Below are 12,035 nucleotides of genomic sequence, written 5' to 3' on the forward strand. Positions count from 1 at the left end.
TGTCCGAAAACCCCTGGTGCCGCGGAACACGACCCGGGGGTTTTCGCTACCGTCAACGCCATGGCACACACCTACGGCTACGCCCGGGTCTCCACGACGGCGCAAAACCTCGACGCCCAGGTCGACGCGCTCACCGACGCCGGCGGCGTCGACGAGCGCGACGTCGTCGTGGAGAAGGCTTCGGGCACCCGCGAGGACCGCCCCGAGCTCGGCCGGCTTCTCGCCGGGCTGCGCGACGGGGACACGCTCGTCGTGACGAAGCTCGACCGGCTCGGCCGATCGGCCGCGCACGTCGCGCGTCTGGTGCGCGACCTCGACGACCGCGGCGTCACGCTCCGGTCTCTTACGGAGACGATCGACACCTCGAGCGCGACTGGGCGGCTCATGGTCCACGTCCTGGCTGCGGTCGCGCAGATGGAGGCCGACCTCGCGCGAGAGCGAACGCTTGACGGTCTCGCGGCCGCCCGTGCCCGCGGTCGGGTCGGTGGCCGCCCGAGTGTCATGACCCCGGACCGTGTCGCGGCCGCGCGGGTCGCTCTCGCCGGCGGACAGTCCCGCGCCGCGGTCGCCCGAGCGCTCGGCGTCTCGCGAGACACCCTGTACCGACACCTGGGAACTGTTACAGCCCCCAACGAACTACCGCTCTGATCGGGCGTCGAGGGCAGAAGGACCGTTCGCTGGCCTCGGCCGCCCCGTGGCGGGACGGGCAGCTCGCACCTCTCGAGCACGCACGCCTACCAGCTCGCAGAAGGGGTTGGACGGCTCTCTCTCGGCGTCTTCCACGAGCGGCTCTCGGGCCGTCACGGGTCCTCGGGTGTCTACTGGCTGCCATGGGATCCGTCGCCCTCGAACCGTCCACCCGGTGCGCGATCGACGCCGTGACGGCGTTGCGCCTCGTGCAGGACGACGTCGCCCTCGGTGCGCGTCGCCCGCTCGTCGGCCCCGCGGTCCTGCGCAGCCACGCGCTGTCGATGCTCTACCGCGACGTGCGCCGCGGCGTGCTCGACGAGAAGTCCGCGCGCGCCCGCCTGGAAGGCGTCGCGACGCTGAAGATCCGGCTGCTCGGCGACCGCGTCTCACGGGCCACGGCGTGGCGGATCGCCCGTGAGCTCGACGCGGACGACACGGCGGTCGCCGAGTACGTGGCGGTGGCCGTGCTCCAGGCCGACGTCCTCGTCGCCGGCGACGGGGAGGTCGCTGCCGCGGCGGAGGGCCGCATCCCCCTCGCCACGTACGACGACCTCCTGCGCTGAAGCCTGGGGCATCCGACCGGTCCCCGTTCCGGCGACCGGCCCGGCCTCAGTCGTCGAACACGTCCCAGCAGATCGCGCTCCGGCGCCGCTGGTCGTCGAGGACGAGCTCGCGCAGCTCCGCCGGGATGCGCTCGCGCTGCCAGTCCCGCTCCGCGAGGCGTGCGGCCTCCGCGTCCTCGCCCCGCGCCGCGGCGTCCGCGGCGACAGCCCGGATCGCGTACGCGGCCGCGCCGAGGTCGTGGGCGGCGACGTGCGCGACCGCCACCGCCTGCCCGGCCGCGAGCGCCGCGTACTTGACGGGTGCGGGCTGGTCGCGCCCGGCGGCGTTGGCGACGAAGGCGGTGCTGTGGGCGGTCTTCATGGGGACCTCGCCGCGGATCCAGGCGCGGGCGACGTCGAGGGCGTCGCGGGGTCGGGTGTCGTCGGGTCGGGCGTCCTCGAAGAGGGGCAGGACGTGCTCGGCGCACTCGACGGCCCACCGGGCGAGCAGCCGGTGGTGGTCGTCGGTGAGGGTGCCGCCGCGGCGGACGGTGATGAGTCGGGGGTCGCGTTCGGCCGGCAGGATCGGCATGGTCCGATGCTCCCCCGGGCCGGCGCCGCGGACCAGCTGTCACCGGCGCGGCGATGTCGGGACAGCACGGTCGGGGGCTCCGTGGTCGGGTCGTCGTCTGGTGGGCGTGGGTGGCGCGGCGTACGGTGCGTTCGTCGTCCCCGTTCGTCGAGGTGCATGCCTCTCCCCCCGCCCGGCTGCCCGTGCGTGGCGCCGTCGCCACGCAGGTGCCTCTCCCCCGGCTGGTCGGGTCCTCGGGCGGGTCGTATCCACGAGGAGGCGCTCATGGCCCGGTTCACCCGTTCCGACGACCTGCGCGGCGCGACGTTCGACGGGGCTGACCTGCACGGGGCGCGGTTCGTGGAGTCCGACCTGTCCGGCGTGGTCATGCGGGGCGTGCAGGTGGAGGGGGCCGACATCGACGCGCCCTGGCTCGCGGACGGCGACGCGACCTTCCGCGTGAACGGGGTCGACGTGACGGGCTTCGTGGAGGCGGAGCTGGACCGCCGGTTCCCGGGGCGGGAGCTGCGTCGGGCCGGCGACCCGGAGGGGCTGCGTGCGGCGTGGGCGGCGCTGGAGTCGACGTGGGCGGCGACGCTCGCCCGGGCGGCGGCCCTGCCCGCGAGCGCCGTGGACGTGTCGGTGGACGGCGAGTGGTCGTTCGCGCAGACGTTGCGGCACCTGGTGCTGGCGACGGACGCGTGGTTGGGGCGTGCTGTGCTGGAGGTGGAGCAGCCGTTCCACCCGTTGGGGCAGGCGGGCCCGCAGGCGGCCGAGGACGGGCTGGACCTGTCGCTGTTCGTGACGGGGACGCCGTCGTACGCGGACGTGCTGGAGGCGCGCGCTGGCCGGGTGGCGATGGTGAGGGACTTCCTGGCCGGCGTGACGTCGGAGGAGCTGGCGGTGGTGCGGCGCAACCCGTGGTCGCCGCAGTACCCGGAGACGACGTTGTCGTGCGTGCACGTGATCCTGGAGGAGGAGTGGGAGCACCACCGCTTCGCGGTGCGTGACCTGAGCGCGATCGAGGCGTCGTCGGGCGCGTGAGCGGGGCGGTGGCGCGCCTGCGGTCAGGGGGTCCGTGAGACCGTGGCGGCGAGGTTGGGTGTCACGCGGGTGAGGTCGGTGTCGGTGGGGAGGCCGTCGGGGACGAGCACCGCGGTGACTCGTGTCCCGTCCGGGGCGAGGAGGCTGAGCGGGAGGTCGGAGTCGTCGAGGTCGGTGACGAGGCCGCAGGTGGCGGCCCCCGCGTCGTCCTGCGGGATGTCACCTTCGACGACGGAGACGAGGCAGACGACGTCCTGCCCGTCGCGGCTGCCCGACCCGGCGTAGAACGTGACCCCGTCGAGCTCGCCCAGGCGTCGCGCCGAGCCGGGGTCCATCTCGTCGGGCGTCATCGTGTCGACGAGGGCGTCGTCGGGGGTGGGCGCGTCGGCGAGGCGGGTGACGAGGTCCTGGGGTGTCACGGTCCCGGAGCAGGCGGTGAGGGCGACGAGCGCGGCGCCGACGAGGACGGCGGGTCGGGTGCGGCGGCGGGACAGGTCCATCGAGGATGCCTATCACGTAGGGCGGGACGGTCGGGGTGGGCGCCGGTACACGGACACGTGGGAGCGGGACTCGGCGGTGAACGGCTCCCCCGCCCATCCGGCGTGCCGGGTCTCGAGCTCGAGGCCGGCGAGGCGGGCCATGAGGTCGAGCTCGGCGGGCCAGACGTACCGGTGGGGCGTGCGTCCCACCGTGGCGCGGCCGTCGTCGTCGAACCGGACGTGGTGGGACACGATGCGCTGGTGCAGGACGTCGTAGGTGTCGACGCCGAGGTAGCCGGGCTCGTCGCGCCACACGGTCGCGGTGCGCCCGGGCGGCAGGGCGCGCAGCTCGGGGACCCAGAGCTCCACGACGAACCGGCCCCCGGGGGCCAGGTGGCGGGCGGCGTTGCGGAAGCACTCGACCTGGGCGTCCTGGGTGAGCAGGTTCGCGATCGTGTTGAACACCAGGTAGACGAGCGCGTGCTCCCCCGGCACCCGGGCGGTGGCCATGTCCCCGACGACGACGGGCAGCGTCGTCGCGTCGGCCTTCTGGCGCAGCCGGGCGACCATGTGCCGGGAGATCTCGATGCCGGTGACGGGCACGCCGCGCGCGGCGAGCGGGATCGCGACGCGGCCGGTGCCGACGGCGAGCTCGACCACGCTCCCCCGGCCCGCGAGCGCCGCGAGCCGGTCGACGGCGGGGTCGAGGACGTCGGGGGCGAACATGCCCTCGCCGGGGGTGTCGTACCGCGCGGCAGCGGCGGCGTCCCAGAGGCGTTCCTGGTCGGTGCCGGCGAGGTCGGTGCGGGGTTCCGTCATCGTGCGACGGTGTCAGGCGGCGTCCGTGGCGGTCCAGGGATTTCGTGTCGCCGGGTCCTCGGTGTGGCCGGCCCGACGGTGCCGGACGCTACGGTGGCGGCATGGATCGTGAGACGTTCGTCGGCTATGTCCGTTCGCAGGGTTGGGGTGTCGTGGCGTCCCTCGGCGAGGACGGCGGGCCGCAGGCCGCGTTCCTCGCGGTGGCGGCGACGGGCGCGGGCGAGCTGGTGTTCGACGCGCGCGCGACGTCGCGCAAGGTGGCGAACCTGGCCCGGGACCCGCGCGTCGCGGTGACCGTGGGTGGCGCGGACGGGACGACCCTGCAGTGCGAGGGCGCGGCGGACGTCCCGGTCGGTGCGGACCGGGAGCGTTGCGCCGCGGCGTACGTGGCGGCGTTCCCGCAGTTCGCCGCGTCGCTGGCCGACGACGGCATCGTGCTGCTGCGGGTCGTGCTCGCGTGGGCGCGGTACGGGGACTTCCGCGACGGCCGGTCTGTCATGGCGGAGGTCGACGTGACCGGGTGGGGTCCGAGGAGCGACTGACGCCCGCCCGCCCCCGGGTCGGGACCGTCAGCCGAGCAGCGCCTGCTTCGCGCGCGCGAACTCGGTGTCGGTGAGGTCGCCGGCGCGGTGCAGGGCGGCGAGCCGTTCGAGGCGGGCGACGAGCGCCGCTCCCCCGTCGCCCGTGGTGGCGCTCGCGGCGGGTGTGCCGCGCCCGACGACGCGCCACAGGGCGCGGGCGAACACGCCGGGGCGTCGGGCGGTGCCCGCCTGGTCGGGCTGGAGGCGCGGCACGCGCGGCGAGGGGACGGTCCGGTCGTCGACGACGACGCTCCCGGGTCGCGTGTCCGCGAGCGAGCGCGCGAACCGGGCGAAGCGGGCGGACGACCCGTCGAGCAGGACGGCGCGGGTCGACCGCGACCCGGGGTGCTCGTCGCGCCAGGTCACGACGACGGTCGGCCCGTCCCCGGTGACGGTCACGACGGGTCGACCGGCGGGCTCGAGCACGGTGTCGTCGCCGCGGACGAGGCGCAGCCGTGCGCCGTCCCACACGAGCCGGCCGCCCGCGACGTGGAACATGGCCGGGTAGCGGGGGGCGGCGGCGAAGCGCGACGTGTCGGGCGCCCGGCCGGGGACCGTCACGACGCCGACGGGTCGCCGACGGGGCGGGGTCGGGGGGCGGGGGTCGTCCGCGTGCGTGGCGAGCGCCTCGACGACCGGGACCGCGACCGTGACGGGGGCGACGGTCTCGACGCCGGTCGCTGAGGCGGGTCCTGCCGGGTGCGCCTCGGTGTGGCCCTCGGTCGCGCTGGTGCTCATGGTGCTCCCCCGTCGTCGTCGGTCCCCCGATCCTGCCGCGCGACACCCTCCGAGAGCAACCCCTCGGGTGGTGTCGTCGCAGGTCAGGGAGACGTGAGCGCGCCCCCGGCCGGGAGCACCGGTGACCGGGGGCGCGCAGTCAGGGCGCGGGTCAGAGCCCGCCGAGGAGCGCCGTGAAGTCGGGCGTGGTCGCGAACGGGTCGGCGGGGCCGGTGTTCTTGCGCAGGGCGACCTTCTCCGCGAGCTCGCGTCCCGCGCGCGCGATCCGGGCGGGCAGCCCGCCGCCGGCGTCCGCCTCGGCGGACGCCCAGTCGTCGGTCGCGGCGAACACGGACGTCGTGGCGACGTCGGCCCGCAGGTAGGTGAACAGCGGCCGCAGGGAGTACTCGAGCGCGAGCGAGTGGCGGGCGGTACCGCCGGTCGCGCCGAGCAGCACGGGCGTGCCGGTGAGCGAGTCCTTGTCGAGGATGTCGACGAACGACTTGAGCAGCCCCGAGTACGTGGTGGTGAACAGCGGGGTGGTCACGACGATCCCGTCGGCGGCGGTGAGGCGCTCGAGGACCCCGGCGAGCTCGCCCGTGGGGAACCCGGTGAGCATGGCGTCGACGACGGCGTGCGCGTGGTCGCGCAGCTCGACGGTCTCGACCTCGGCGCTCACGCCGAGCCCCTGGAGCTCGCGCACGGTGGCCTCGCCGAGCCGGTCGGCGAGCAGGCGCGTGGAGGACGGCTTGGACAGCCCGGCGGACACCACGACGAGGCGGCGGTCCGGGGCGGGGGTGCTGGCGGTCATGCGGTGCTCCTGGGGTGTGGCGGGTCGTGCGGGGGCCGGCCCGTCACCGGGCCGGGTGGTGCGGGGTGCCCGACGGCGGCAGGTCGAGCGGGTGCGCGGGGCACCCCTCGACCGTACGCCGTCGGGCGACCGGTCCCGCGGCCGGTGGGATCGGCCGCGGGACGGCGCGGGTCACAGCCCGAACGCGGCGCCGGCCTTCGCCGGCTCCTGGTCGTCCTCGGCGGTGCGCCCGGTCCAACGGTCCTCGGTGCCGCCGACGTGCGCGGCGCCCTCGGTCCCGGCGGCGCGGGCCGCGGCGACGCGCTCGGCGTGGCTCGGCGGGTTCGCCGGCACGTGCGCGGGCCGCGCGGCCTCCATCTCCTTGCGGAGCACGGGCACGACCTCGCCCGCGAGGAGGTCGATCTGCTCGAGCACCGTCTTGAGCGGCAGTCCGGCGTGGTCCATGAGGAACAGCTGACGCTGGTAGTCGCCCACGTGCTCGCGCATCGCGGCGTACCGGTCGATCACCTGCTGCGGGGAGCCGACCGTGAGCGGCGTCTCGCGCGTGAAGTCCTCCATCGACGGGCCGTGCCCGTACACGGGCGCGTTGTCGAAGTAGGGGCGGAACTCGTCCCACGCCTTCTGGGAGTCCTTGCGCAGGAACACCTGGCCGCCGAGGCCGACGATCGCGGTGTCCGCGGGGCCGTGGCCGTGGTGCTCCCAGCGCTGACGGTAGAACTGCACCATCTGCTTCGTGTGGCTGATGGGCCAGAAGATGTTGTTGTGGAAGAACCCGTCGCCGTAGTAGGCCGCCTGCTCGGCGATCTCGGGGCTGCGGATCGACCCGTGCCACACGAACGGCGGCACGCCGTCCAGCGGGCGCGGCGTGGAGGTGAAGCCCTGGAGCGGGGTGCGGAACTTGCCCTCCCAGTCCACGACGTCCTCGGTCCACAGGCGCCGCAGCAGCGCGTAGTTCTCGATCGCGAGCGGGATGCCGTTGCGGATGTCCTGCCCGAACCACGGGTACACCGGGCCGGTGTTGCCGCGCCCCATCATGAGGTCCATGCGCCCGTCGGAGATGACCTGGAGCATCGCGTACTCCTCCGCGAGGCGCACCGGGTCGTTCGTCGTGATGAGGGTCGTGGACGTCGACAGGACGATGTTCTTCGTCACACCGGCGAGGTAGCCGAGCATGGTCGTCGGCGAGGACGGGACGAACGGCGGGTTGTGGTGCTCGCCCGTGGCGAAGACGTCCAGGCCCGCCTCGTCCGCGTGCTTCGCGATGGTCAGCATCGCGCGCACGCGCTCGGTGTCGTCGGGGGTCCGGCCCGTCGTGGGGTCCGTCGTGACGTCGCCGACGGTGAAGATGCCGAACTGCATGGTGTGCTCCCGTGAGTCCTAGGTCGATGCGTTTGCATGTACATGCCGCTCAACCCGGCACCCCCCGGGTTTGTTCCCGGGCACTTCCGGTGCCGGTGTGAGCGTGCGCACGTCCGGGCGGCGGCGGCCGTGACGAGTTGCGTCGGGCATCGAAACCCGGGAGCCTGGGACCGCGACGCGCCGAGGCGGACCGGCTCGACGCCGTGGGGACCGCCAGGCCGTGGACACCCCGCGACGTTCACCGGACCTTCACGACGCGTCGGAACACCGACCGACGGTGAGGCGTTGCCTCTCGTAGACCGGGCCGCTGCCCGCACCCCACCGGGCGCGCCCACCCACCCCCGAAGACCCCTCAGGAGGACACCATGGCCGACCGTTCGCTGCGCGGGATGAGCATCGGTGCGAAGAGCATGGAGTCGGACGAGGGCGTCGACTTCGCCCCCCGCTTCCAGGCGCACTACGACTGCCCCAACGGGCACACCATCATCCTGCCGTTCTCGACCGACGCCGAGGTCCCCCCGGTGTGGGAGTGCCGCTGCGGCGCCGAGGCGCTGCTGCGCGACGCGGAGCGCCCCGAGCCCAAGGCCGGCAAGCCCGCCCGCACCCACTGGGACATGCTCCTCGAGCGCCGCACCATCTCCGAGCTCGAGGAGCTGCTCGACGAGCGCCTCGGCCTCCTGCGCGCCGGCAAGCTGCGCCGCAGCGCCTGACGCCCACGGTCGCCCGACGACCGGAGAGGCCCGGACCCCAGGTGGGGTCCGGGCCTCTCGCGCGTCACCGGCGGAGCGCCGCACCGACCGCGCCCCGCTACGCTCGCCCCGTGCTCACCCCCGCGACCCCCGACGTCGAGGTGGCCGTCGCCGCGGCGTCGGCCGCGGCCGACGTCCTGCGCGCGCAGCACGGGACGGACCTGGAACGGTTCGCCAAGCCCGACGGCGACCTCGCGACCAGCGCCGACCTCGCCGCCGAGCGCGCGGTGCTCGACGTGCTGCGCGCCGCGCGACCGCACGACGCCGTCACCGGCGAGGAGTCGGGAGGGTCGGGAGCTCACGACGCACCACGACGCTGGCTCGTCGACCCGCTGTGCGGCACGCTGAACTACGCCGTGGGCACCACCGCCGTCGCCGTGAACGTCGCCCTGCAGGTGCGCGGCCGCACCACCGTCGCCGCCGTGGCCGACCCGTTCGCGCACGAGGTGCTGTGGTGCGACGGCGACCGCGCGGCCCGGCGCACGGCCGAGGGCGACGGCCCGCTCGTGCCGACCCTGGGGCCGGGCCTGGTCGACCTCAACCTCGACCCGCCCTTCCCGCGCGCCCCGGCGTTCCGCACCGCGCGCCTGCTGACCGGCACCGCGTTCACGGCACGGTTCCGCCCGCGCGTCGGCTCCACGACGCTGGCCCTCGCCTGGGTCGCCGCCGGGCGTCGAGCCGCCTACGTCACCGACGGCGACCTGGAGGGCAGCGTGCACTTCGCCGCCGGCATCGCGCTGTGCGTCGCCGCGGGCTGCACGGTGAGCGACCTCGACGGCCGGCCCGTGCACTCCGGCGCGGGCGGTCTCGTCGCGGCCGCGGACGCGACCACCCACGCCGCGCTCCTCCGGGCGGTCCGCGACCAGCAGGCCTGACCCCGGGCGTGGCGCGTGACGGTGCGCGACCGCGCCGGCCTCAGGCCCGGCTCCCCCGGCCCCGCACGGCGGCGGCGAGCTGGGCGGCGCGCCGCCGCGCACCCCACACCGTGACCTTCCACAGCGCCTCGGTGACGATCGCGCGGCTCATCTTCGACCGGCCGGCCGTGCGCTCGACGAACGTGATCGGCACCTCGACCACCCGCCCGCCGGTGCGCGCGACCCGCCAGGCCATGTCCACCTGGAAGCAGTAGCCGTGCGACTCCACGCTCGCGAGGTCGACGGCGCGCAGCGCGTCGGCGCGGTACGCGCGGAAGCCCGCCGTCGCGTCCCCCAGGCCCAGCCCGAGCGCGACGCGCACGTACCCGTTCCCCGCCCGGGAGAGCACCTCGCGGTGCCACGGCCAGTTCTCCACCCGTCCGCCCGGGACCCAGCGCGACCCGATGACGAGGTCCGCGCCCGCACCGTCCCCGGACTCGCCCGCCGGGGCGAGCGCCGCGAGCAGGGACGGCAGCTGCTCGGGCTGGTGCGAGCCGTCGGCGTCCATCTCGACCAGGACGTCGTACCCGGCGTCCAGGCCCCAGCCGAAGCCCGCGACGTACGCGGCGCCCAGGCCCTCCTTGCCCGCCCGGTGCAGCACGTGCACGCCCGGGTCCGCGGCGGCCGCGGCGTCGGCGAGGTCACCCGTCCCGTCCGGGCTCGCGTCGTCCACGACGAGGACGTCCGCGTCGGGCACCGCGGCGCGCAGGCGGGCGAGCGTGCCCGGCAGGGTCAGCGCCTCGTCGTACGTGGGCACGACGACGAGCACGCGGCCCGGCGCGGCGGGCTCCCCGGGGCGCTCGCTCACCGCGCGTCGTCCCGGGTCGTGACCGCGGCGGGCGTCGCGAACGCCCGGTCCGCGCGGCGCTCGCGGACGACGCTCCCGACCCCCGCCGCGAGGAGGCCGAGGGCGAGGAGCTCGACGACGCGCCCGGGCCAGTCCCCCGCCTGCACGGCCGGGGTCAGGCTCGTGCGCAGCGGCAGGTCGGCGACCAGCTGGTCGGCGGTGAACAGCTCGGTGCTCTGCAGGAGGCTGCCGTCGGGGGCGATGACGCCGCTCACGCCGACGGTCGAGACCTGCACGGTCGCGCGCCCGGTCGACACGGCGCGCAGCCGCGACATGGCGAGCTGCTGCGTGGACTCGGCGGTGTACCCGAAGGAGGCGTTGTTGGTCTGCACGACGAGCACCTCGGCGCCCGCGTCCACGGCGTCGTTCACCAGGCCGTCGTAGGCGACCTCGAAGCAGATGACGACGCCGAGCGGCACGGTGCGGCCGAGGCGCTCGGACGCGAGGTCCACGACGCCGGTCTCGGTGCCGGGGATCATGTCGATGCTCACGCGGTCGACCTGGTCGGAGAAGATCCGCAGCAGGGACCGCAGCGGGATGTACTCGCCGAACGGGGCGGGGTGCTGCTTGGCGTACCGGTCCACGACGCCCGCGCCGGGCTCCCACAGCAGCGACACGTTGTACCGGCCGCCGGTCTCGGGGTACTCCTGGGCGCCGACGAGGATCGGGGCGCCGACCTCGCGCGCGGCGTCGTCGATGGCGCGCGCGACGTCGGGCGCGGTCTGCGGGTCGAGGTCGGACCCGTTCTCGGGCCACAGCACGACGTCGAGGTCGCCGGGCTCCACCTGGTCGAGCAGCGCGACGGTCCACTGCAGGTGGTTGTTGAGCACCTCGGCCCGGTTCGCGAACGACCCGAGGCCCGGCTCGCCCACGTTGCCCTGCACGGCCCCGACGGCGAGCGTGCCCGCGTCGGCGCGCGTGTCGAGCGGCACGAGCAGGGGCGCCGCGACGAGAGCCCCGGCCACGGCGACCGGGACGACGGCGCCCGTCACGACGTCGCGACGGTGCGCCAGCGCGAGCACGGCGACCGCGAGCAGCGACCCGGCGAGCGCGACGAGCAGGGACACGAGGACCTCGCCCCCGAGCCACGCGGCGCGCCCGAGCGGGGAGTCCGCCTGGGAGAACGCGAGCCGGCCCCAGGGGAAGCCCCCGAACGGGACCTCGGTGCGCGCCTGCTCGACGCCGACGAACAGCAGCGCGAACCCGACGGCCTGCGCCCACGCGCTCCCTGCCAGCCACGGCCAGCGCCGCGCCCACACCCACGCGGCGCCGAGCACGGCGACGAAGCACGCCTCCATGACGGACAGCGCGACCCACGGCACGGTCTCGGTCGCGTAGTTGGCCCACCACAGGTGCGGCAGGAAGAACGCCAGACCCCACACGAGACCGACGAGGAAGCCCCACCGCGCGCCGTCGCGGCGCAGCGCCCAGAACAGCGCGGCGACGCCGACGAAGGCGAGGGGCCACCACCCGCGGTCGGGGAACGCCGCGTCGGTGACCAGGCCGCCCGCGAGGGCAAGGAGCAGCGTGAGCGGCCGCGACGGCGTCCCGGCCAGGGTGCGCCCGTCCGCCGTGCCGGGGACGTCGGGACCGGTCTCCGCGGGTCCGGTCGCGGGTGCCGCGGAGTCCGGGGCGGAGGCGTCCGGTCCTGCGGGGTGGGATCGCCCGGCCGGGGCGGCGGTGGGCTCGGGGGCGTGCACGGGTGCACCCTACGCCACGCACCTGCGCGGACCGGGGTCCGCGGCGGCGGCCGCGCGGGTGAACGCGGCGGTGGGTGTGTGCGGGCCCGCGCGCCCTTCGGCCCGTACGCCGCCGCCACCGGCGGAGCACGTTTTCTACTGAGCGCGCGGGCCCGGCCAGGTACCCGGCGCGGCACGACGAGGGGTCGTCGTCGGTGGCTGAACCCCCTGCG

14 protein-coding genes are annotated in these 12,035 nt (G+C 75.6%); 6 read left to right on the plus strand and 8 right to left on the minus strand.

What is annotated here, in order from left to right; genetic code table 11:
- Positions 1-60 precede the first annotated feature (60 nt).
- Both ACN9MS_RS10490 and ACN9MS_RS10495 read left to right on the plus strand, forming a co-directional pair.
- Positions 61-648: a recombinase family protein gene (locus tag ACN9MS_RS10490; RefSeq protein ID WP_426308574.1), complete on the plus strand. Its 588-nt coding sequence runs from the start codon at positions 61-63 to the stop codon at positions 646-648.
- A 182-nt stretch (positions 649-830) separates the two neighbouring features.
- Positions 831-1,253, plus strand: coding sequence for a hypothetical protein (locus tag ACN9MS_RS10495; protein WP_426308575.1), 423 nt, complete (start codon positions 831-833; stop codon positions 1,251-1,253).
- Between the two features lie 46 nt (positions 1,254-1,299).
- On the opposite strand, the gene ACN9MS_RS10500 is transcribed toward ACN9MS_RS10495, so the two are convergent.
- Positions 1,300-1,824 carry a putative immunity protein gene (locus ACN9MS_RS10500; RefSeq protein ID WP_426308576.1) on the minus strand — a complete coding sequence of 175 codons (525 nt, stop codon included), beginning with the start codon at positions 1,822-1,824 and terminating at the stop codon, positions 1,300-1,302.
- Between the two features lie 264 nt (positions 1,825-2,088).
- Between ACN9MS_RS10500 and ACN9MS_RS10505 the strand changes: the two genes are divergently transcribed.
- Positions 2,089-2,847: a DinB family protein gene (locus ACN9MS_RS10505; RefSeq protein WP_426308577.1), complete on the plus strand. Its 759-nt coding sequence runs from the start codon at positions 2,089-2,091 to the stop codon at positions 2,845-2,847.
- Positions 2,848-2,870: 23 nt separating this feature from the next.
- Here the strand turns inward: ACN9MS_RS10505 and ACN9MS_RS10510 are convergent, their stop codons facing one another.
- Both ACN9MS_RS10510 and ACN9MS_RS10515 read right to left on the minus strand, forming a co-directional pair.
- Positions 2,871-3,347: a hypothetical protein gene (locus ACN9MS_RS10510; RefSeq protein WP_426308578.1), complete on the minus strand. Its 477-nt coding sequence runs from the start codon at positions 3,345-3,347 to the stop codon at positions 2,871-2,873.
- A gap of 12 nt (positions 3,348-3,359) precedes the next feature.
- Positions 3,360-4,145, minus strand: coding sequence for a class I SAM-dependent DNA methyltransferase (locus ACN9MS_RS10515; protein WP_426308579.1), 786 nt, complete (start codon positions 4,143-4,145; stop codon positions 3,360-3,362).
- Positions 4,146-4,246: 101 nt separating this feature from the next.
- On the opposite strand from ACN9MS_RS10515, the gene ACN9MS_RS10520 reads away from it, so the two are divergent.
- Positions 4,247-4,687: a pyridoxamine 5'-phosphate oxidase family protein gene (locus tag ACN9MS_RS10520; protein WP_426308580.1), complete on the plus strand. Its 441-nt coding sequence runs from the start codon at positions 4,247-4,249 to the stop codon at positions 4,685-4,687.
- 27 nt (positions 4,688-4,714) lie between these two features.
- Here ACN9MS_RS10520 and ACN9MS_RS10525 read toward each other — a convergent pair whose 3' ends face one another.
- The 3 genes from ACN9MS_RS10525 to ACN9MS_RS10535 form a co-directional block, all read right to left on the minus strand.
- Positions 4,715-5,464, minus strand: a complete 750-nt coding sequence (locus tag ACN9MS_RS10525; protein WP_426308581.1) for a hypothetical protein — start codon at positions 5,462-5,464, stop codon at positions 4,715-4,717.
- Positions 5,465-5,615: 151 nt separating this feature from the next.
- Positions 5,616-6,254, minus strand: a complete 639-nt coding sequence (locus ACN9MS_RS10530) for an FMN reductase (RefSeq protein ID WP_426308582.1) — start codon at positions 6,252-6,254, stop codon at positions 5,616-5,618.
- A 171-nt stretch (positions 6,255-6,425) separates the two neighbouring features.
- Positions 6,426-7,613 (minus strand): LLM class flavin-dependent oxidoreductase, encoded by a 1,188-nt coding sequence (locus ACN9MS_RS10535; RefSeq protein WP_087472056.1) that lies wholly within the window; start codon positions 7,611-7,613, stop codon positions 6,426-6,428.
- Between the two features lie 365 nt (positions 7,614-7,978).
- Here ACN9MS_RS10535 and ACN9MS_RS10540 point away from each other — a divergent pair, with 365 nt between their 5' ends.
- On the plus strand, positions 7,979-8,323 hold the full coding sequence (locus ACN9MS_RS10540) for an RNA polymerase-binding protein RbpA (protein WP_021483180.1): 345 nt from the start codon (positions 7,979-7,981) through the stop codon (positions 8,321-8,323).
- A gap of 110 nt (positions 8,324-8,433) precedes the next feature.
- Positions 8,434-9,237: an inositol monophosphatase family protein gene (locus ACN9MS_RS10545; RefSeq protein WP_426308583.1), complete on the plus strand. Its 804-nt coding sequence runs from the start codon at positions 8,434-8,436 to the stop codon at positions 9,235-9,237.
- A gap of 40 nt (positions 9,238-9,277) precedes the next feature.
- Here the strand turns inward: ACN9MS_RS10545 and ACN9MS_RS10550 are convergent, their stop codons facing one another.
- Positions 9,278-10,084, minus strand: coding sequence for a polyprenol monophosphomannose synthase (locus tag ACN9MS_RS10550; RefSeq protein ID WP_426308584.1), 807 nt, complete (start codon positions 10,082-10,084; stop codon positions 9,278-9,280).
- Positions 10,081-11,823, minus strand: coding sequence for an apolipoprotein N-acyltransferase (lnt, locus tag ACN9MS_RS10555; RefSeq protein ID WP_426308585.1), 1,743 nt, complete (start codon positions 11,821-11,823; stop codon positions 10,081-10,083). The genes ACN9MS_RS10550 and lnt overlap by 4 nt, the downstream gene beginning before the upstream one ends.
- Between the last annotated feature and the right edge of the window lie 212 nt (positions 11,824-12,035).

The sequence above is a fragment of the Cellulosimicrobium sp. E-16 genome (genome assembly GCF_049913115.1).
Taxonomy (GTDB): Bacteria; Actinomycetota; Actinomycetes; order Actinomycetales; family Cellulomonadaceae; genus Cellulosimicrobium.

Excerpts from the sequence above, each read along its gene's own strand:
- ACN9MS_RS10490 (WP_426308574.1), top strand. The coding sequence starts at position 61 with ATGGCACACACCTACGGCTACGCCCGGGTCTCCACGACGGCGCAAAAC.
- ACN9MS_RS10495 (WP_426308575.1), top strand. The coding sequence starts at position 831 with ATGGGATCCGTCGCCCTCGAACCGTCCACCCGGTGCGCGATCGACGCC.
- ACN9MS_RS10500 (WP_426308576.1), bottom strand. The coding sequence starts at position 1,824 with ATGCCGATCCTGCCGGCCGAACGCGACCCCCGACTCATCACCGTCCGC.
- ACN9MS_RS10505 (WP_426308577.1), top strand. The coding sequence starts at position 2,089 with ATGGCCCGGTTCACCCGTTCCGACGACCTGCGCGGCGCGACGTTCGAC.
- ACN9MS_RS10510 (WP_426308578.1), bottom strand. The coding sequence starts at position 3,347 with ATGGACCTGTCCCGCCGCCGCACCCGACCCGCCGTCCTCGTCGGCGCC.
- ACN9MS_RS10515 (WP_426308579.1), bottom strand. The coding sequence starts at position 4,145 with ATGACGGAACCCCGCACCGACCTCGCCGGCACCGACCAGGAACGCCTC.
- ACN9MS_RS10520 (WP_426308580.1), top strand. The coding sequence starts at position 4,247 with ATGGATCGTGAGACGTTCGTCGGCTATGTCCGTTCGCAGGGTTGGGGT.
- ACN9MS_RS10525 (WP_426308581.1), bottom strand. The coding sequence starts at position 5,464 with ATGAGCACCAGCGCGACCGAGGGCCACACCGAGGCGCACCCGGCAGGA.
- ACN9MS_RS10530 (WP_426308582.1), bottom strand. The coding sequence starts at position 6,254 with ATGACCGCCAGCACCCCCGCCCCGGACCGCCGCCTCGTCGTGGTGTCC.
- ACN9MS_RS10535 (WP_087472056.1), bottom strand. The coding sequence starts at position 7,613 with ATGCAGTTCGGCATCTTCACCGTCGGCGACGTCACGACGGACCCCACG.
- ACN9MS_RS10540 (WP_021483180.1), top strand. The coding sequence starts at position 7,979 with ATGGCCGACCGTTCGCTGCGCGGGATGAGCATCGGTGCGAAGAGCATG.